This is a genomic window from Rhizobium sp. CRRU65 (assembly GCF_048551595.1).
GTDB classification, from domain to species: Bacteria; Pseudomonadota; Alphaproteobacteria; order Rhizobiales; family Rhizobiaceae; genus Rhizobium; species Rhizobium leguminosarum_J.
Map to the genome: position 1 here is coordinate 149050 of NZ_JBLYZH010000016.1, position 17489 is coordinate 166538.

At 59.6% G+C, this 17489-nt stretch carries 20 protein-coding genes and 1 pseudogene; 10 read left to right on the forward strand and 11 right to left on the reverse strand.

All coding sequences use genetic code 11. From position 1 onward, the window contains the following. Window positions 1–84: 84 nt before the first annotated feature. Window positions 85–756 carry a hypothetical protein gene (locus ACM5SV_RS27850; protein WP_222017733.1) on the reverse strand — a complete coding sequence of 224 codons (672 nt, stop codon included), beginning with the start codon at window positions 754–756 and terminating at the stop codon, window positions 85–87. A gap of 409 nt (window positions 757–1165) precedes the next feature. Here ACM5SV_RS27850 and ACM5SV_RS27855 point away from each other — a divergent pair, with 409 nt between their 5' ends. Both ACM5SV_RS27855 and ACM5SV_RS27860 read left to right on the forward strand, forming a co-directional pair. Next, window positions 1166–1708 (forward strand): BA14K family protein, encoded by a 543-nt coding sequence (locus tag ACM5SV_RS27855; protein WP_222017735.1) that lies wholly within the window; start codon window positions 1166–1168, stop codon window positions 1706–1708. Between the two features lie 59 nt (window positions 1709–1767). After that, window positions 1768–1965 (forward strand): annotated as a pseudogene (locus ACM5SV_RS27860) (transposase); the annotation flags it as partial. A 186-nt stretch (window positions 1966–2151) separates the two neighbouring features. On the opposite strand, the gene ACM5SV_RS27865 reads toward ACM5SV_RS27860, so the two are convergent. Beyond that, a complete protein-coding gene (locus tag ACM5SV_RS27865; protein WP_222017738.1) occupies window positions 2152–2538 on the reverse strand; it encodes a limonene-1,2-epoxide hydrolase in 387 nt (128 codons plus the stop codon). A 157-nt stretch (window positions 2539–2695) separates the two neighbouring features. On the opposite strand from ACM5SV_RS27865, the gene ACM5SV_RS27870 reads away from it, so the two are divergent. After that, complete coding sequence (locus ACM5SV_RS27870; RefSeq protein WP_222017740.1) at window positions 2696–3613, forward strand: AraC family transcriptional regulator; 918 nt, start codon at window positions 2696–2698, stop codon at window positions 3611–3613. On the opposite strand, the gene ACM5SV_RS27875 is transcribed toward ACM5SV_RS27870, so the two are convergent. Both ACM5SV_RS27875 and ACM5SV_RS27880 read right to left on the reverse strand, forming a co-directional pair. Then, on the reverse strand, window positions 3570–4244 hold the full coding sequence (locus ACM5SV_RS27875; RefSeq protein WP_221971306.1) for a glutathione S-transferase family protein: 675 nt from the start codon (window positions 4242–4244) through the stop codon (window positions 3570–3572). The two genes, ACM5SV_RS27870 and ACM5SV_RS27875, sit on opposite strands and share 44 nt — an antisense overlap. Window positions 4245–4288: 44 nt before the next feature. Further along, window positions 4289–5047, reverse strand: a complete 759-nt coding sequence (locus ACM5SV_RS27880; protein ID WP_222017742.1) for an SDR family NAD(P)-dependent oxidoreductase — start codon at window positions 5045–5047, stop codon at window positions 4289–4291. 151 nt (window positions 5048–5198) lie between these two features. Here ACM5SV_RS27880 and ACM5SV_RS27885 point away from each other — a divergent pair, with 151 nt between their 5' ends. After that, window positions 5199–6098: an AraC family transcriptional regulator N-terminal domain-containing protein gene (locus ACM5SV_RS27885; RefSeq protein WP_419425457.1), complete on the forward strand. Its 900-nt coding sequence runs from the start codon at window positions 5199–5201 to the stop codon at window positions 6096–6098. Window positions 6099–6273: 175 nt separating this feature from the next. Here ACM5SV_RS27885 and ACM5SV_RS27890 read toward each other — a convergent pair whose 3' ends face one another. After that, window positions 6274–7020: a glucose 1-dehydrogenase gene (locus tag ACM5SV_RS27890; protein ID WP_222017744.1), complete on the reverse strand. Its 747-nt coding sequence runs from the start codon at window positions 7018–7020 to the stop codon at window positions 6274–6276. Between the two features lie 107 nt (window positions 7021–7127). On the opposite strand from ACM5SV_RS27890, the gene ACM5SV_RS27895 reads away from it, so the two are divergent. Continuing rightward, the gene (locus ACM5SV_RS27895; RefSeq protein ID WP_222017746.1) at window positions 7128–7463 is read left to right on the forward strand and encodes an ArsR/SmtB family transcription factor; all 336 of its coding nucleotides are present in this window, start codon (window positions 7128–7130) and stop codon (window positions 7461–7463) included. Window positions 7464–7699: 236 nt separating this feature from the next. Here ACM5SV_RS27895 and ACM5SV_RS27900 read toward each other — a convergent pair whose 3' ends face one another. After that, complete coding sequence (locus ACM5SV_RS27900; protein ID WP_409936803.1) at window positions 7700–8149, reverse strand: hypothetical protein; 450 nt, start codon at window positions 8147–8149, stop codon at window positions 7700–7702. Window positions 8150–8289: 140 nt separating this feature from the next. Between ACM5SV_RS27900 and ACM5SV_RS27905 the strand changes: the two genes are divergently transcribed. After that, complete coding sequence (locus ACM5SV_RS27905; protein ID WP_222017748.1) at window positions 8290–9273, forward strand: phosphotransferase enzyme family protein; 984 nt, start codon at window positions 8290–8292, stop codon at window positions 9271–9273. 258 nt (window positions 9274–9531) lie between these two features. Here the strand turns inward: ACM5SV_RS27905 and ACM5SV_RS27910 are convergent, their stop codons facing one another. Beyond that, window positions 9532–10437 carry a LysR substrate-binding domain-containing protein gene (locus ACM5SV_RS27910; RefSeq protein WP_222017750.1) on the reverse strand — a complete coding sequence of 302 codons (906 nt, stop codon included), beginning with the start codon at window positions 10435–10437 and terminating at the stop codon, window positions 9532–9534. Window positions 10438–10550: 113 nt separating this feature from the next. Here ACM5SV_RS27910 and ACM5SV_RS27915 point away from each other — a divergent pair, with 113 nt between their 5' ends. Both ACM5SV_RS27915 and ACM5SV_RS27920 read left to right on the forward strand, forming a co-directional pair. Then, window positions 10551–10973: a DoxX family protein gene (locus tag ACM5SV_RS27915; RefSeq protein ID WP_128405839.1), complete on the forward strand. Its 423-nt coding sequence runs from the start codon at window positions 10551–10553 to the stop codon at window positions 10971–10973. A gap of 44 nt (window positions 10974–11017) precedes the next feature. Continuing rightward, a complete protein-coding gene (locus ACM5SV_RS27920; RefSeq protein WP_419425458.1) occupies window positions 11018–11890 on the forward strand; it encodes an NmrA family NAD(P)-binding protein in 873 nt (290 codons plus the stop codon). A 281-nt stretch (window positions 11891–12171) separates the two neighbouring features. Here the strand turns inward: ACM5SV_RS27920 and ACM5SV_RS27925 are convergent, their stop codons facing one another. Next, window positions 12172–13059, reverse strand: a complete 888-nt coding sequence (locus tag ACM5SV_RS27925; protein ID WP_128405837.1) for a LysR substrate-binding domain-containing protein — start codon at window positions 13057–13059, stop codon at window positions 12172–12174. A gap of 116 nt (window positions 13060–13175) precedes the next feature. Here ACM5SV_RS27925 and ACM5SV_RS27930 point away from each other — a divergent pair, with 116 nt between their 5' ends. Both ACM5SV_RS27930 and ACM5SV_RS27935 read left to right on the forward strand, forming a co-directional pair. Continuing rightward, complete coding sequence (locus ACM5SV_RS27930) at window positions 13176–13880, forward strand: SDR family oxidoreductase (RefSeq protein ID WP_222017754.1); 705 nt, start codon at window positions 13176–13178, stop codon at window positions 13878–13880. 93 nt (window positions 13881–13973) lie between these two features. Further along, complete coding sequence (locus ACM5SV_RS27935; RefSeq protein ID WP_222017756.1) at window positions 13974–14543, forward strand: pyridoxamine 5'-phosphate oxidase family protein; 570 nt, start codon at window positions 13974–13976, stop codon at window positions 14541–14543. 150 nt (window positions 14544–14693) lie between these two features. On the opposite strand, the gene ACM5SV_RS27940 is transcribed toward ACM5SV_RS27935, so the two are convergent. From ACM5SV_RS27940 to ACM5SV_RS27950, 3 genes are all read right to left on the reverse strand, one after another. Continuing rightward, window positions 14694–15725, reverse strand: coding sequence for an alpha/beta fold hydrolase (locus ACM5SV_RS27940; protein ID WP_222017758.1), 1032 nt, complete (start codon window positions 15723–15725; stop codon window positions 14694–14696). 12 nt (window positions 15726–15737) lie between these two features. Beyond that, complete coding sequence (locus tag ACM5SV_RS27945) at window positions 15738–16730, reverse strand: DUF1254 domain-containing protein (RefSeq protein WP_409936804.1); 993 nt, start codon at window positions 16728–16730, stop codon at window positions 15738–15740. A 236-nt stretch (window positions 16731–16966) separates the two neighbouring features. Beyond that, window positions 16967–17443, reverse strand: a complete 477-nt coding sequence (locus ACM5SV_RS27950) for a nucleoside deaminase (RefSeq protein ID WP_222017761.1) — start codon at window positions 17441–17443, stop codon at window positions 16967–16969. Between the last annotated feature and the right edge of the window lie 46 nt (window positions 17444–17489).

Genomic DNA, 17489 nt, shown 5'->3' on the forward strand with positions numbered 1-17489 from the left:
CGGCGGGTTTACCGCGTTAGGCTCTCTAGCTCGCTACTTTGTTTCCAACGGCGCGCCCATTTCTCTACCACAATTCGGAAATGCTTATTTCTTCGATGATATATTGGCCCTCGCGTATGGCCCGCGCAATGGCTCCCGCACGGCCGATACGTTGAAGTTCTTTCTTATAATTGCGCATAGTTCGATGGCGGCAACGTTCTCTGGATTCAGCAACGTATGTATCTCGTCTCTGCTTACTTTCAGATCCTCGGTAACTACCTGGAACATATCTCCGATTTCCATCCTCGGAATCGGTTCGCGATACTTTCCATCCTCATATGCATCAAGCTCAGCCTTCTGATACTTCCGATAGGCTTCATTCACGCTGCGAAAAGTCAGCGCTTCGTCAGAGATATCATTGTGAACTAACTCGATGCATCCTCGCGGATAGTGATCGCCCAGAGCATCAATGACATCGCCTGCCTTCTTCAGCACCTCAATCGCAGAAGCGTCGCTCGCACGCGAGAGTGCCGGGTGTCCGTATTTTCGAAGCATGTCGTACGCCGCTTTCAACGCGGCCTCCTCGTCTCCTGCCTTAAACTTCTCGTTTATCTCCTTCGCTTCATCCATATGATCTGTGAAAATCACGTGGAGCAAAGGGTTGGTGCTTGCAATTTCATTCATTAGCTCCCCAACCGATCCCGGCGTCACGTCTTGTGCAATCGCTCCTGATGCGAGAAACCCAACCCCTGCGCATAGCGATAAGAAATTTTTCATGCAAACTCGTCCCCACTTTGCACGTCCCCAGAAGACCTATCAGTCTATCGTGACGCCGTCGGCGTCAATATGACTGCACGTCACGCCGAATTCGTGGGCAAGGTCGCGCAATGCTTTCTCCACGTCGGCGTCCAACGAGAGGAGTGCGGAGTTGCGCAGACGCAGCGCCGCCCGACGACATATGCCGTGCCCCACGTCGCATGATTCATGGAGCGTGCACCGGCTTATACGAGACGACGGAGGGTGGGAGCGTGCTTTCGCCGCGACCCCGCCGTCGAAGAAAAGCCTTCCTGCATAATTCCTCGATTCAAAGTCGATTTTAGGGTAAAATTAACCAGTGCATTTAGGGGCTGAAACGTCCTTGCGCGCCGCATGCGTCGCGCAGCGCTTACGAAGGAAAGATGAGCCAATGAAAAGGTTAGCAATCGTTATCCTGTCGCTGGTGACGGCGCTGACGAGCGTCCCGCCGGCCATGGCGTTTCCCACCGTTGCCGTGCCGAAGATCGAAGCCGCAGAGGCACAGCCGGTCCAGTACAGAAATTATCGCGGCGGCTACCGCGGTGGATACCGAGGCGGCTATCGAGGCTACCGCGGGGGTGGCTACCGCAACGACAATTGGGCTTGGGGTCTCGGCGGGCTCGCGACCGGCGCAATCATCGGCGGAATGCTGGCGCAGCCGTATTATGGCCGAAGCTATTACGGTCGGGGCTACTACGATCAGGGCTACTACGACCGGGGCTACTACGGATCGCCCTATTACGGTCCGCCGCGCTACTACGGCTCGACCATTTACCGTCCGCGCTACTACGCGCCGCGCTCGTACCGCCAGGTCTATAGTGGCGGCAACGGACATACGAGCTGGTGCTACTCGCGCTACCGGTCTTACAGGGCTTACGACAACACGTTCCAGCCCTATTACGGTCGGCGACGGGCGTGCGTCTCGCCCTACTAGGATCAGGACCTATTAATTTGGTTTGAGATGTGATTCTGGCTTCCAACAGGAGGTCAGTGATGGGTGATTTGTTTCCGCTGAGCAAGCGCCAGATGGCGCGGATATCGCCGTTCTTCCCGCTGTCGCGCGGGGTTCCGCGGTCGAGTGGGATCGTCTACGTGATCCGCAATGACCTGCAGTGGAAGGACGCGCCGGCAGGTTATGGGCCGCACAAAACGCTCTACAATCGCTTCATCCGCTGGAGCCGGCTCGGCGTCTTCGACTGGATCTTCGCCGGGCTCACCGGCGGACGGCCCAGGCCTGAGCGCATCATGATCGACGCGACTCATCTGAAAGCCCGCCGGACGGCTGCGAGCCTGCTTAAAAAGGGGATGTTCCCAATTGGGCGCGATCGCGGAGACAATAATCTCCGCGTCCAGCCCCTTTGTTCGCAAGCCGGCGTCTCAGCCGGCAGCGAACTTCTGGACGGCTGTAACGTCGAAATAGTCCCGCCACTCGACAATCTTGTCACCTTCGATCTCGAAAATGCCCATGATCATCACGCGTCCGATTTCGCTGCCGTCGGCACGCTCGAACCGGTCGAGCCTTTCGGTCAGAACGCGAGATCCGTCGGCGGCAATCGCGAGCATGTCGATATGGACCGTCGAGATGCCCATCGACGTTTCCAGCCCGTCGATCATGGCGATAGCCTCTTCGGCGCCCGTCGTAACTGAAACACCTTCGTTGACCCAGCGCGTGCTGGGTGTGAACCAGCGACGGACGGCTGGCCTTCCGCCGTCTTCAACGAACGTGGCGCAAAAAGCCGAAACAGTTTCGATTGGGGTGGGCATGGCAGTTCCTCATCGGTGATTTAGAAGCCTCATGGCCTCGGTGTTGAGCCTGAAGATAGGCTTTGAACCGCGACGCCACGATGCCAGATCTTCCGCTATCATTGCCTGATTTTCCGGAATGATTGATAATTCTGGGCAATCGAATTAAGATGCCATGATGAGCGAACTCGACAAAATCCGCGCCATGGCGGTGCGCCACGCTGGCCGTCAGAGTCCTCAACTGCCGAGACTGTTCGCTTACACCCTCGACCACACAACCGAGATTGACCCGCTGATCTACGATCCTGCGGCGTCCCTGGTGATCCAGGGAACTCAGCGCATGTTTATCGGCGACAAGATGTTTGAGTACGGTCCTGGTCAAAGCATGATTGTCGCGGCTGAGATCGCTGCGTTGGGTCAGATCTGTGAGGCGTCAGAGGATCAACCGTTTCTCGCAATCGGTCTATTTTTGGACCCAGCTCTGCTGTCGGATCTCGTACTTGAAATGGCAGCGATACCAGAGTTGCCGATTGAATCGGGATACGGCGTTAGCACCGCGAGCGCGTCGCTTCTGGGCGCTTGGGGTAGACTACTGGAACTACTCGATCGCCCAACCGAAATACCCGTCATGGCTCAGTCTCTGGAGCACGAGCTCATGTTTCGGCTGCTGATGGGACCGCACGGCGGCCTGCTCCGTCAGATTGCCGGATCTGACTCGCGCCTGATGCACATCCGAAAGGCCATGGCTTGGATCCGCGATCACTACACCGAGCGCCTCAATTTCAAGGCGGTCGCTGCACTCGCGGGTATGAGCGTATCCGTCTTTTACGACCGGTTTAAAGCCGTTGCCGCCGTCAGCCCGCTTCAGTATCAGAAATATATCCGGCTCCACGAGGCCCGCCGTCGCATGATCGCGAACCAGGTAAGTGCAGCCGAGGTGGGGTTTGCGGTCGGCTATGAAAGCGCCTCGCAGTTCAGCCGTGAGTACAAGCGTCTCTTCGGAGCGCCGCCGGGTCAAGACACCGAGAGAGCGAAAGCGGGCTTGGGGGGAATCAATCGGCCAAGATCGCTTGTTGCTCGGCCAGATGTTGCTTGAAACGGCGACCGTAGTCCCGCCCCACGGCCGCGACGACGCTCGCTCGTAGTGCCAAAGCCTCACGCCATATGGATACGCGTGGGAGCCCCTGAAATATCATCTGCGTCACGGTCGGGTTGATGAGGTCGAAATACCGGAACAGAGGCGCGAACACCGCATCGACCATGCTGAACGTCGATCCAGAGAAGTAGGGCCCCCGGTCACGCACATCTTCGAGCCTCTCTAGCCGGTTTCGGAACGCTGCCCGCTTGGCGTCTGCGGTCGCACGATCCTTGGCGTTAAGGAATTGCCAGGCTTCGGCGAGGGTCGCCGTGCCATATTCGATCCACGCGCGCTGTTGAGCGCGCGACAGCGCGTCCTCAGAGTAGAGCCTTGCGCCGCCCTGCGTCTCTTCGAGATATTCGCAGATCACCATGCTTTCGAACAGAGTTGCGTCCCTGTCATCCGCCCGCTCCACCTTCAGCAAGGGCACCTTGCCTGTCGGAGAAAGCGCCAGGAACCAGTCCGGTTTGTCAGCGAGATCGACGTCGATCCTGTCGAACGACACGCCCTTCTCCAAAAGGACGATCGCCGCACGCTGAACGAACGGGCAAAGCGGATGGCTGATGAGGGTGAGCTTGCTGGTCGTCATGATAGCCTCTCGATAACCGACAATCTGGGGAGCACTTGCCTGGTCTAAAGCAATTGTCCTCCCGAGATGTCGAACGTGGTGCCATTGGCCCAAGCCATGTCGTTGGACAGGATCGCGGCGACGGCGCCGCCCACATCGTCCGGAAGGCCGACGCGGCCCAGCGCGATGCCCTGCGCCACGTATGCGTTCACGCCCTCATTATCGCGCACTGCGCCGCCACCAAAATCGGTTGCGATAGCGCCCGGCGCGATGGCGTTGACGCGAATCCTGCGTTCACCCAACTCCACAGCCAGATAACGTGAAAGCACCTCGACCGCCGCCTTCATTGCTGCGTAGAGGCTGTATCCCGGCAAGGTGAAGCGCACGAAGCCAGAGGAGACGTTCAGTATGCGCCCGCCATCCGCGATCAGCGGCAGAAGCTTCTGGGTCAGGAAAATGGGGCCCTGGAGATGGGTAGAAACCAGGGAAGCAAACTGCTCCTCGGTCGCATCGACAAAGTTCGAAAACAGGCCGTTGCCGGCGTTATTGACGAGATAGTCGAAACGATCTCGGTGGAAGTCCGACCTGAGCGTCTCGGTGACGGCGCCAACGAATGCCGGGAAGCTCGCCGTGTCGGTTACATCGAGCGCCAGCATCGACGCCTTGCCGCCCAGCGCTTCTATTTCCTGACGCAAGGCGTTGGCCTCGGTCATACCATTACGGCAGGTGCCGATGATATGGACCCCCCGCTTGGCCAGGTGAAGCGCCATGTTGCGGCCAAGGCCGCGGCTTGCGCCGGTGATAAGTGCGATAGGGTGGGTCATGGCTGCCTTTCTCGGATGTCGCGCCCTCAGGCGCTTTTGTTGGATCCAAGATAGGCAAACGCCGGGTTGGGAACACGCCCGATCGGCTCAACCTCTTGCCTGATTGTCTCAAAACCTTTGCTTTTTCGCGGAGCCGTGGCACACTGGAGAAATGACAGACGATCTCGCGCTGCATCTGGACATTGTGTTGCGTCATGCCGCGACGGGCTCGACGGACACACTGATCCCCCGCCTCGACATGTTCGTAGGACAAGACACCATGGGCAAGGTGCCTTGCCTTTATCGCTCGATGATCTGCTTCATTCTGCAAGGGTCTAAGCGCGTTGCAATCGGCGACACCCTTCTGAGTTACGACAGCGCGCAGTTTTTCATCAGTGCTCTCGACCTACCGCTGACTGGGCAAATTCTGGATGCCGGCAAGGGTCGCCCCTATGTCGCGGTCTCACTCGTCCTGGAGCCGGGGCTGTTGGCAGAGCTGGCTGCGACCATGCCCTCCGTACGAGAGAGCGATCAGAAAGGCATGGGCGTCGCGGTCAATCCAATGATCGCTCCGCTTCGCGATACATTGCTCCGGTTGCTGTCGTTGCTCGATAACCCGGCGGATATTCCCATTCTCAGCCCGATGATCGAGCGCGAGCTACTCTACCGGTTGCTGCAGGGCCCACAGGGGCGATTGCTGCGTCAGATCGCACGGCCTGAAGGTGCCTTGGCCCGCGTCCGGCGCGCCATCGCGTGGATTAGGGACCACCCCGACGCGCAGCTTCGCATCGAGGCCCTTTGCGATGCCAGCGGGATGAGCCGCGCAAGCTTGCATCGCCATTTCCTGGCGATCACTGGCTTCAGTCCTCTTCAGTATCAAAAGCAGCTCAGATTGCAGGAAGCCCGCCAACTGTTGCTAGCGGGCGGCCATAGCGCGTCGGATGCGGCGTTCGCGGTCGGATACGAGAGCGCCTCGCAATTCAGCCGCGAGTATCTTCGGCAATTTGGCGCGCCGCCGGCGCGGCATGTCCAGGAGATGCGTCAAGCGATTGAACACCCGACGGTGGCTTAGACGTCTGCGGCGGGCCAATCTCCAAGACGCCGAGCTGCCAGCCCGCATTGCGGTGGGGGTGCGTCTCACCCTACTAAAACATGTCGCGCAAAACTGTGCAGCGGTTTTGCGCGACATGCGCAAAACCAAGACCCAAAAGCGTGGGCCAAGCGCATCTAAAAGATCGCGACGCGCTTTAGCGAAAACCGCCGCTGGCGGCCAATCGTTCGCCGGTCAGCCAGCGGGCATCGTCGGAAGCGAGGAAGACGGCGACACCGGCGATATCATCCGGCTGGCCGATGCGGCCGAGCGGCGTCTGGGCGACCAGGGTCTGTTCGAAATCCGAGCCGATGACGCCGGCCGAGTGCGTGCCCTCGGTCTCGACGATCCCTGGCAGGATGGCGTTGACGCGGATCTTGCGCGGGCCGAGTTCCTTGGCAAGCACGCTGTTGATGCCCTCGACGGCTCCCTTCGTCCCGGTATAGACGGCGGAGTCTGGCGGCGCCAGACTGGTGACCACCGACGAGATGTTGATGATGCTGCCGCCCTCGCCGAGATGCTTGACCGCTGCCTGGCTGGTCAGGAGAACACCGAGAACATTCACGTCGAACATGCGACGATACTGTTCCTCGGTCACCTCACCGATCGGCGCGAATTCATAGACGCCTGAGTTGTTGACCAGCACGTCGAGCTTGCCGAACTCCTTGACCGCAGCATCGACCAGTCCCTGTGCCTCACCGGCCTTCGAAACATCGCCCTGCACCGCAATGGCTTTGCCACCGGCCGCGCTGATCGCCTCAACCACGGCGTCGGCTCCCGCCTTGCTCGACGCGTAGTTGACCACCACTTTTGCACCTTCAGCTGCGAACGCCTTGGCAATCGCAGCGCCAATGCCTTTGGAGGCGCCCGTTACGACAGCGACCTTTCCTGTGAGCTTAGCCATTTCTCGTTCCTTCAGATCTGGATAGCCGCCGGGATTGGCAGGCTTGTTCCATAGTTCAGAAATTCGGAACTGTTGATCTCGATGTCAAGGGACGCTATATAAAATTCATGAGACCGCTCTTTCACCCAGCCCTGGAGGACATCAAGCCCGAGGCGATCCTCTATGCGCTGTCCGATCCGGAGCGCGTTGCCATTTATGCAAAGCTTGCCGGCGCCAGCAATGGCGGGACGTGCTCTGCGCTTGCCGATCTCGGCGACCGCGTCATTCCAAAGTCGTCGCTGTCCAACCATTTCAAGGTGCTGCGCGAGTCCGGGCTGATCATGAGCGAGCGCCAGGGTGTGGAGATGCGCAATCAAACGCGCTGCACCGAGCTGGACGAGCGCTTCCCGGGCCTGATCAGGGCCATCCTGACGGCTTACGGCCAGCTTCCCGGGCAGCCGTAGGCGGACTGATCGCCCCTAGAGGAATTCCAGGAAAAGTGCGAAGCGGTTTTCCGTCCGGAATTGCGTGAAAACAAAGAGATAGAGCAGCATAGCCCCCAATGGCCGCTGCCGACGGAGGTTCGGCTAGGTGCTTGCAGGCGACACGAATGGTCGCATGGATCCAGTTGCCCTTTCCACCGACGACGGAGGCCCAGGCTTTGCCGATGATCGACGCGATCGATATCGCTGGCCTTAGCTTAGTTCTTGATCACATTGATGTTGACGGTGACGTCCTTGATGGTCCCCTCGCCGTAGGACACCCTCACCTTATACATGTCACCTCCAGAATAGCCGCTGTTGGAAGTATAGTATTCCGACACGCCTAGAGATTTCCTGGAATTGCATTTAATGCGGATGCCATCCTTGTAATTTGAATAAATATTCTCTTTGACGAATTCAACTGAGCCATGCGCCGGGGCTTCTACCAATTTTATATTGGCGATTGTTGCAGCCGTGCAATCTTCATTCAAATTGTAGGACTGGCCCATCTTTGTCCGCTCTCCACTCAGAGCCCGACTGTGATCCGCAGAAATAGCGACACCGTCTTGAGTGGTGACGCATCCAGACAGAGCTAAAATGATGGAAAGCACAGAAATCGAAATAGAGTTTTCTTTCAAAAATCGCGAAGCCTGCATTTTGTTTTTCATCTCTTGGTTTTATTAATAGCGCCATTCAGCTTATCCAATCAGCAGCCTATTGCAATCGCACGTGCCTGCGGCCGCCACCGCCTTCATAGTCTTTTCACCGCGGAAGCAGCCTGCCAGAAAAGCCCGATGGTACAGCGCCCATGCTCGACTTCAATCCGCTCTATTCGACCCCGCAGGTTGCGGCCATCGAACAGTTCATCGATCGGCATTATCCGCTTGCCGGGCCGGTTTCCTGCCGGTTGCTTCAACGCGGCCTGAATGATGTGTATCTGGCCGTCGCAAGCAGCGGCGAGCGGTACGTGTTCCGGCTTTCCCACCGCCGCGCCCGTGGCCCGGCCGACGTCAAGACCGAAACGGCATTCCTGGCGCATCTCTCGCAATCAGGCGTTCCGGTCGCCGGACCCATCCCGACACGCGAGGGCAGCTTGTTCGTTGAGGGACAGGCGCCGGAGGGTCCGCGTCAGGCAGTGCTCTTCCGGGCGATCGAGGGCCGCAAGCCGGATGCGACGGATGCCGGCGACGCACGGTCCAACGGCAAGACCCTTGCTTTGATGCACAACGCCGCCGAGACATTCCGGCCGGACGGAGCGCTCTATCGGCTCGACCTCGAACACCTGCTGCATCGGCCCCTCGCCCGCATATGTGATAGCGGCGTCGTGGAAGACGCCGAGGTCCGCAGCGATCTTGAAGACATCGCGGCGCGGACCGCAAAGGCGATCGAAGCCTTCGGCGATTTGACGTCGACTTATTGCCATGGTGACTGTCACGGCTTCAATGCGCGGATCAACGACGCCGGCGAAGCCGTCTTTTTCGACTTCGATGATGGAGGTCCGGGATATCTCGCCTACGACCTGTCGGTGTTTTTGTGGGCGCAAACATCCTTCGGTCGGAGGTCAACCGCCATGTGGGACGCCTTCGTCGAAGCTTATCGGGCCGTCCGGCCGATCACGCCGGACGACTTCGAAGCCGCCCACCGGTTTGTGATCGTCCGCCACATCTGGCTGATGGGCGAATATGCCAGCCGGGCACAGGAATGGGGAAACGAGACCGTCGGCTGGATTGCCCGGGAAGCAAATTTCCTCAGGAGGTGGGAGACCGAGCGATGTATCGATCGGCTGCTCTGAATTCAGCTCTGCTCGGCAGCCGGAGGATCGGCGGTGCGTCGGCGCAGTCGGCAATCGCTTCGACCTTCGCCCAGTTCTGGTGCAGGTAAAGCGACGCCCGTGAAGGTCGATGTATGGGACTTGTCGGGGATATCAGCACTTAGGGGCCACCGGCCCCGTTGGCCCTAAGCGGACTTTTTTCGTTATCGAAGGATAAGGTTGTTTTGCGCCTTCTCCTCGCCGTTCTCGGGCAAAGTGGGTCGTCCCGAAATCGGCCATCTATTCCAGATACGGCGTCAGCACATCTTCGATCCACTTCATGAATGCGCGGACTCGGCGCGACAGATTGCTCCGATGTGCTACGATGAGGGACACGGGGAGCGCCCGGCGACGAAAATCGGGCATGATCTCCACAAGCGCTCCGCTCTTAAAGTATTGGCCAATCCCCAAGAGTGGCGCCTGAATCAAGCCAAGGCCGGCGAGGGCAGCGGCGTCGTAGGTCTGCGCACTGTTGACGTGCAGCGCACCTGGCAACTGAAGCGTCGCGTAGCTGTCGCCGTCCGGATATTCCCATCCGTAGGGTCTTGCGCCCAGCATCGTCGAAAAATGAATTGTCCGATGTTCCTGACGCTGGAGATCTTCCAGCGATCGAGGGATGCCATAGCGCGCCAGATAAGCCGGACTCGCAGCGTTGACCATGCGCAACAGGCCAAGCGGGCGAGCAACCAGCGTTTCGTCCCTGATGGGTCCAAGCCGCAATACACAGTCGAACCCCTCTTGAACCAGATCGACTTGTCGATCCGTACTCGACATTTCCAGCTCCAAGTCGGGGTGAGCCGCCATGAAGTCAGGCAAGGCCGGCACGATCGTTGTGCGCGCCACCTCGGTCGGAAGATCGACCCGTAAACGCCCGCGGAGTGCCACGCGGTCGCCAGCAAACATCGAGTGTAAGTCATCGACTTCAGCAAGCAGATCGCGGGCACGGGAATGAAATGCGCGTCCATCCTCCGTCAACTGCACGCTGCGCGTGGTCCGATGCAGGAGCCTGACACCGACATCTTCTTCCAGCTTCCGGACCGCCGTGGAGGCCCGCCCCTTATGGATGCCCAGGCTGTCGGCCGCGCGGGTGAAGCTCCCCCTTTCGGCTACCGTTATGAATATGAGGATGGGTTCGAGGTTTTGCATTTCACGCCTTGATATTGTTTCATCCTGAAAGAACAATGCGTTCTTTTTGGCAGTATTTATCACATGTGCGAGGCACAGTAAGCTCCGGAAAATGAGGTTCCCCACCGGAGAAAGTGTCCGAAACCATGAAACTGCATCAGGTGCCTAAAGCAGTGACCTTGCATCGCGCCCTGTGGGCCGGCCGGATCATGAGCGCGTTTGTCGTTATCGCTCTGGTGGCAGACGGCACTATTCAGCTTTTCGCGCCGGCGCAGATCGCGAGCATGTTGCAGGAAACAGGGTTCGCGATGGATCTAACCCAAGTCGTCGGTCCGATCATTCTCGCCTGCGCCATCCTCTACGCCATCCCGGCCACCGCCGTCCTCGGCGCGATCCTGGTGACGGGCTTTTTGGGAGGCGCGATCTGCGCCCATGTCCGCATCGGTGAGTTCGGGTCGCCGCCGGAAATCATTTCGCTGCTTCTGGGCGCGATGACTTGGGGCGGCCTCTATCTGCGCGATCCCCGCATCCGGGCCATTCTACCGCTCGTTCATTGAACCAACCGGGACAGTGCTCTGTCCCTCAACATCAGGAAAAACGCATGTTTTTAGTAATGGGAATCACGGGAAACGTGGGCGGCGCGACGGCAAGGCATTTGCTAGCGCAAGGCAAGAAGGTGCGCGCGCTGGTCCGCGACCGCGAGAAGGCGGTTAACTGGGCGAACCAGGGCGTGGAACTGGTTGACGGCGATTGGAACGATCCGGCAGCCATCGAGCGAGCGCTCAAAGGCGTCGAAGGCGCGTTTGTCATGCTGCCCCCTGTCTGGGCGCCGTCGCCCGATTACAAAGAAGCAAAAGGCGTGATTGCAAATTATGTCGAAGCGCTCGCTAAGGCAGCGCCGCCGCGAGTGGTTGCGCTTTCGTCAATGGGTGCGAACAGAACCACCGGGCACGGGGTAATCACGGCCTTGTCGCTTCTGGAGCAAGGTTTTCGCGACCTGATATTGCCAGTCGCATTTGTGCGCGCAGGCGGATTCTTCGAAAATTTCCTTTTCGGCTTGCAGGTCGCGCAGGGCGGAACGCTACCGGTCTTCTACAATCCGACAAACCGGAAATCGACCATGGTCGCGACGAACGACATCGGCGTAGAGGTCGCAACCCTTTTGACCGGATCAGCGTGGTCAGGGCAGCGCATCGTCGAGATTGGTTCAATGGTCACTGCGGATGAAGTCGCGGAGCAATTGGGCGAAGTCCTGAATCGCGAAGTGAAAGCCTTTGCAATCCCGCGTGCAGGGTGGGCGGAAGCGTTAGAGCAATTCGGCATCCCGAAGGGCCACAGCGGGCCCGCCGAAGAAATGTACGAGGCCGTGAATGCGGGATGGATGAACCTCGGGGTCAAGGGTACGGAGCATGCAGCGGGTACGAGGTCTGCGCGCGATGTATTCGAGGCTGCACGGAATGCCCCCAGGGCGTAAGTCGGGGACGGACAAGCCTCACTACCCGCTGCGTCGGACGCGTAGCGGGAACCACTCGACAGTTCAAGTCAACACGAGGCGCGTCTACGCCCGCCCAGTCTTCTGACTCTCGGAATTGCGGACTTTTTAACGTAGGAAAAGTCCGCAATTCGCGTCTTTCCATTTCATAGCGGCCCGGCTGCTGTCGGCCCCAGATCCATTCCTTCACGCGCGGCCAACGACTGCTCCTGGCGCAATCCTGCCGCAGTTGGTTCATTCCTTGAGCGATGGCTGTCCGACAATCAGCTCTGCACCTTTGACCGCAGCCAGTCCTGAAGCTTTTCCACCGCGTCAGACTTCCGATATCGCGGCTTCACCAGATAGAAGTGCGACCGCGCTCTGAGGGCGCCGTCGAAGACTTGCCTCAGCCTGCCCGCCTCGATGTCGGTCGAGACGAAAGCGCGGGTTGCCGTAGCGATGCCCTGCCCGGCGATGGCAGCTTCGATCGCGTGCGATGTCTGTGAGAAGCTGATGCCCCGAAACAGCGTGGGATCGCCGCCGCCGAGGAAGCGATCGATATATTCGGGCCAGGCATTATGGGCATCGTGAAGCAGCGTGTAGTGCGAGAGTTCTTCGGCGTTGTTGGGCTCGGCTCCCACGGCGACGAGACTTGGGTTGCAGATGGCAATGATCTCCTGCTCGAACAGCAGTTCGGCGGCAAGGCCTGGACCGAAGGGAGGGCTGCCATAGCGGACGGCAAGATCGACGCCGTCGAGCTGGAAGCTGGAAATGCGGTCCGTCGCCAGGATGTGGAGATCGAGATCGGGATGCCTCGAGGTGAAATCCGGAAGACGCGGGATCAACCATCTCGAGGCGAAGGTCGGCGTCGTGCTGACCACCAGTTTGACCGGCTGAGGCTTCAGGTTCGCCGTCGCGTTTGAAAGCAGTTCGAAGGCGCGCCTGACGTCGGCGACGTAGCTTCGCCCCTCGCCCGTCAGCGCCAATGACTTCGGCAGGCGCTCGAACAACGTCACCCCGAGTTCCGCCTCCAGCCCCCGCACATGCTGGGCGACGGCTCCCTGGGTGACGCCGAGCTCTTCGGCCGCGAGCCGGAAGTTCAGATGACGCGCCGCCACGTCGAAGGCCTTGAGCCCGTTGAGGGATGGAAGATTGCCGATGGACATGGACATTCGATAGTTTTTCTACTGGGACATTTTAAGAAAACTGGTTCGTTCCCGCTTGGGACCCATGGTATTCCAAGGATGAACGCCCGGCAATGGGTGCAAACCGAGTAGGGAGAGCGACGATGACAGTAGAAAAGGTAGCGATCATCACGGCTGGCGGCAGTGGCATGGGTGCGGAAGCCGCGAGGCGGCTGGCGGCCGATGGCTTCAAGGTCGCCATCCTGTCCTCGTCGGGCAAGGGCGAGGCGCTTGCCACCGAACTGGGCGGCATCGGCGTCACCGGCTCGAACCAGTCGAACGACGACCTGAAGCGCCTGGTCGACGCCACGATGGAGAAATGGGGCCGGGTCGACGTCCTCGTCAACAGCGCCGGTCACGGTCCGCGTGCGCCGATCACCGAGATCACCGACGAACAATGGCATACCGGCCTCGACGTCTATCTGATGAACGTCATCCGTTCGGTTCGACTGGTCACGCCGATCATGCAGGCGCAGAAATCGGGCGCAATCGTCAATATCTCCACCGCCTGGGTGTCCGAACCGTCGGCGATGTTCCCGACATCGGCGGTCTTCCGCGCCGGGCTCGCCGCCTACACCAAGATTTACGCCGATACCTATGCGGGCGACGGCATCCGCATCAACAACGTGCTGCCGGGCTGGATCGACAGCCTTCCGCCGACGGAGGAGCGCCGCGACAGCGTGCCGATGAAGCGCTACGGCACGAGCGCCGAAGTGGCCGCGACGATTTCCTTCCTCGTTTCCGAAGGGGCGGGTTATATCACCGGCCAGAGCCTCAGGATCGACGGCGGCCTTACCCGGTCCGTCTGACAGGATCGCTTCAATGCCAGGGAGAACAGCGATGTCTTGCTGCGACTACGTCAAGGCCGGTGAGATAAAGAAGGCTGAGGCGGAGGCGACACGGTGAACCTCGCCGAGGTCGATGCATCGGCCTGGGCCGAGTTGGAAGCTGCTGCCGCCGATCCGCAGTCGGCCTTCCGCTATCTGAACCTGTGTTCGGTCGACGCCGGCGGCCGGCCGCAGGCCCGCATGGTGGTGCTGAGGCGCGTGGATGTGGGGCGGCGCCTCCTGGAAATCCATACGGATGTCAGAAGCCCGAAATGGCAGGAAATATCGGCCAATCCTTTGGTCACCATCCTCGGCTATGGCCCGCAGCCGAAAGTGCAGCTTCGCCTGCAGGGATCGGCCGAACTCAATGGACCGGCAAGCGAGCGCGCGACTGAAGCCTGGAGCCTGCTGCCGCGATCGACGCGCAGCACCTATATGGGCGGGCCGCCGGGCGACGACATCGGCGAGCGGCCGGCAAGCGAGGGTAGCATCGCAGACGCCGATGGACAGGCCTTCTTCGGGGTGCTGATATTCCGGGCCGAGACGCTGGACTGGTTCCAGCTGCGCCACGCCGATAACCGGCGCGCAGTCTTTACCTACGACCATCTGGGCGCGCTGACTTCCTCCCGCTGGGTCAATCCCTGAACGCCAGACGATGTCGAAGCCGCCCATCGCTTTGCGGTCGTCCGACACCTCTGAATGACCTCGTCCACGTCCCGTAAATGCCTGCCGATATCGCCGCCACACACATCCAGGTAGCAGCCAGCGCTGCAGCGTCGGGCCTGCAATCCTCCCTCACCGGGGCGACGACGCCAGCAGGAATTCGCGGATCATCGCGGCGACCGCATCCGGCTGTTTTAGGCCGATCGTCATATGGTTGCTGTCGGCGATCTGTTTTACTGTCACATTTCTTATCTCACGCCGGACGCGTTCCATGCTGGCTTGCCGGAACGGCTTCATGATGTTTTCATTGAAATCACGCAGCTTCTGAACGAGACCGGGGTCCGCCCTATCGACGGGGAAGAAAGTCGTCGCATAGAGCGCAAGAGTTGGTGCCTGCACCTTCGTGTAATCACGCTTCCAGTTGCCGAGGGTAGCGAAAACCGCTGCGGACGCTGGATCGTCCGGCTTCAGGTGCAGTGTTCCGTTGGCATCGGGCTGTGCTAGATCGCGAATATAGGCTTCCAGCCCCGGCGTCCATGCAATGGCCTTCCCTGGCCAAGCCTCGTGATACCAGGCGCGAACCGCGTCAAGTGACCGCACATCCGCTTCGCCCGGACTGTTCGCTGCGAGAATATCTTCGAAAGCCTTGAGGAAGGCAGGCGTGGACCAGTCATAGCCGCCGTCCAGGTAGATGAGCTTGTCGACACGGTCGGGATACTGGCCCGCGAACGCAGTGCCTTCATCACCGCCCATCGACCAACCGATAACGCTCATGCGCTGGATGCCAAGGTGGTCCACCAGTTGCCGGAAATCTTCAGTGAGCGTCGCCGCGTCATACGGGCCTGGCGGCCCCTCCGACAGGCCGTGGCCGCGACGGGCGTAGGCGATGATGCGAAAGCGGTCGTGCAGAAGCGAGGCCAGATCGTCGAAGATGTGGGGGTCGTCACCGATCCCGTGGATCATCACGACGGCTGGTCCATCGCCGCCCCAGTCCAGATAATTGAGGTCGATTCCGTTGACGTGCGCGAAACCCGACTTATGAGGCGAAGCATCCGTGTAGTTTACATTGGGATATCTCGCCGCCTCGTTTGTCTGCGCGTTCGCCAGGCAGAAACTCAGCGCGAGAGCAAGGGACGCGAGCTTCATGACGTTACAGCGCTGCATCGCTTTTCGCCCTCAGTTGATCGGCTGCGGTTCCGGGAATTTCCATTCGCGGCTCAGAATTTCTGGGCGTGGGCGGTACATCCGTATGGCAGCGTTCCAACCCTTCATGATGGGAATGCAGTTAGGAATTTTGCCATCGCAGCCGCCGAATTGAACGGCGATTGATCCATCGGCCTCCTTCTTGGCAGTGATGTTGTTGAGAGAATAGGCGTTCTGGGGGTTTTTTACGAAGTAGCCCTCCTCATTGTAGACGCTGATCGACCAGAAGCCCTCAACGGGTACGTCTTTGACGTTGAGCTTGTAGACGGTGGTTCCGTCGTTCTTCGCTGGTGTTACCATAGCGTAGGTTGCATCCTTGTCCGGATTGCCGCCCCAGCCCGAAGCGGTGCCGATCAGATGCATGATCGGGTCGACCTCACCTTTGACCCCGAATCCGTTGTTAAAATCTGAGATGGTGGTGTTGAGCACGAGAAGTGCGTCGCGCACTTTCTTCTGGCTGGCGGGATCCCAGTTCGGCACCTCGAATTTGCCGACGTCCTTCTGACTCGCCTTGAGCCCGTCTTGAAGTGCGTGGACTTCTTCGAGGTCTTTCGGGTCCTCGGGATCGACCAGCGTGCGCACCGCTGCCACGACGTAGCGCGTACCGATGCTCTCCTTGGTGAGGGTATGCGTGCCCGCACCGTAGAAAACTGCAGGCACGTAGTGGTCCTCATCGATGATCATCATGGACATGAACCGCTTTCCGGCGTCCGGCATGGTGATTGTGACCGGTCCCGCATCGAGATCGAACACCCCGTGCGAATAGAGCGTGTCGCGGTTCATCCGGATAACGTCTTGCTTGTCGACGTTTGCCGGTTCGCGGCGATGAGTGAACTTCCCCAAAGCGCCACCCTTGGCCATGCCGCCAAAGTACATGTCGGTCTCGGCGCGAGGGAAATTGGTCACCGTCACTGGCACAGAGCTGGTGTCGGACTGTTGAGCAAACACAGTCGTTGCCGTGGACATCAGCGCAACGGCTAAAAATAGCGTGATATGAACTTTCATGGCTCTACTCCCACTATTTAAGATAGCGGCAGCGTACAACTTTAACGTATTCGGTCAATGTGGCCGAGCGATGTGTTGACCACCTGCTTTGAATTCAGCTGTGCTCAGCGGCCGGGTGAAGCACAGAGGCAGATTTCAGAACCGCCAGAAGCGCACGTGTCACCACCGCCCGCCAGCGGCATTTTGGTCGAAAGAGGTTATGCCTTGCCCAGATGCTTCGGCCAGAATTGCTGATGGACTTCGGCGGCTTCGTCTTCGAGCTTCGGGTCCGGGCCGACCACCGTGACGATGCGTGCGCCGGTTTGCAGCACCGCCCGGCTCGGCACGTTCAATCCGATCCCGGCGATCTCGCCAAGCCGCGTTTCGGAGCAGGCAAACACCATGCGCCCGATGCCCGACCAGTAAATCGCCCCGGAGCACATCGCGCAGGGTTCCGTGCTGGTGTAGAGCGTGCAGCCGGCGAGAAAAGCAGTGTCGTAGTGCTGCGCCGCCAGTTTGACCAGGTTCATCTCGGCGTGGTTGGTCATATCGTGGCCGGCGAAGACGCTGTTTTCGGCGCGCAGGATGACTTCGCCGTCCTTCACCAGCACCGAGCCAAACGGTTCGTCGCCGTTTGCCACAGCGGATTTCGAGAGCGCAATCGCCTCGCGTAAAAACGGCTCGTGGTTTTCCATCAGGATTTCCCCCAAACGCTAGAGCGGGACGATCTTGTCTTGAATC

Bases quoted from the DNA above. Each gene is read 5' to 3' on its own strand.
- ACM5SV_RS27850 (WP_222017733.1), bottom strand. From the start codon at position 756: ATGAAAAATTTCTTATCGCTATGCGCAGGGGTTGGGTTTCTCGCATCA.
- ACM5SV_RS27855 (WP_222017735.1), top strand. From the start codon at position 1,166: ATGAAAAGGTTAGCAATCGTTATCCTGTCGCTGGTGACGGCGCTGACG.
- ACM5SV_RS27865 (WP_222017738.1), bottom strand. From the start codon at position 2,538: ATGCCCACCCCAATCGAAACTGTTTCGGCTTTTTGCGCCACGTTCGTT.
- ACM5SV_RS27870 (WP_222017740.1), top strand. From the start codon at position 2,696: ATGAGCGAACTCGACAAAATCCGCGCCATGGCGGTGCGCCACGCTGGC.
- ACM5SV_RS27875 (WP_221971306.1), bottom strand. From the start codon at position 4,244: ATGACGACCAGCAAGCTCACCCTCATCAGCCATCCGCTTTGCCCGTTC.
- ACM5SV_RS27880 (WP_222017742.1), bottom strand. From the start codon at position 5,047: ATGACCCACCCTATCGCACTTATCACCGGCGCAAGCCGCGGCCTTGGC.
- ACM5SV_RS27885 (WP_419425457.1), top strand. From the start codon at position 5,199: ATGACAGACGATCTCGCGCTGCATCTGGACATTGTGTTGCGTCATGCC.
- ACM5SV_RS27890 (WP_222017744.1), bottom strand. From the start codon at position 7,020: ATGGCTAAGCTCACAGGAAAGGTCGCTGTCGTAACGGGCGCCTCCAAA.
- ACM5SV_RS27895 (WP_222017746.1), top strand. From the start codon at position 7,128: ATGAGACCGCTCTTTCACCCAGCCCTGGAGGACATCAAGCCCGAGGCG.
- ACM5SV_RS27900 (WP_409936803.1), bottom strand. From the start codon at position 8,149: ATGAAAAACAAAATGCAGGCTTCGCGATTTTTGAAAGAAAACTCTATT.
- ACM5SV_RS27905 (WP_222017748.1), top strand. From the start codon at position 8,290: ATGCTCGACTTCAATCCGCTCTATTCGACCCCGCAGGTTGCGGCCATC.
- ACM5SV_RS27910 (WP_222017750.1), bottom strand. From the start codon at position 10,437: ATGCAAAACCTCGAACCCATCCTCATATTCATAACGGTAGCCGAAAGG.
- ACM5SV_RS27920 (WP_419425458.1), top strand. From the start codon at position 11,018: ATGTTTTTAGTAATGGGAATCACGGGAAACGTGGGCGGCGCGACGGCA.
- ACM5SV_RS27925 (WP_128405837.1), bottom strand. From the start codon at position 13,059: ATGTCCATGTCCATCGGCAATCTTCCATCCCTCAACGGGCTCAAGGCC.
- ACM5SV_RS27930 (WP_222017754.1), top strand. From the start codon at position 13,176: ATGACAGTAGAAAAGGTAGCGATCATCACGGCTGGCGGCAGTGGCATG.
- ACM5SV_RS27940 (WP_222017758.1), bottom strand. From the start codon at position 15,725: ATGCAGCGCTGTAACGTCATGAAGCTCGCGTCCCTTGCTCTCGCGCTG.
- ACM5SV_RS27945 (WP_409936804.1), bottom strand. From the start codon at position 16,730: ATGTCCACGGCAACGACTGTGTTTGCTCAACAGTCCGACACCAGCTCT.
- ACM5SV_RS27950 (WP_222017761.1), bottom strand. From the start codon at position 17,443: ATGGAAAACCACGAGCCGTTTTTACGCGAGGCGATTGCGCTCTCGAAA.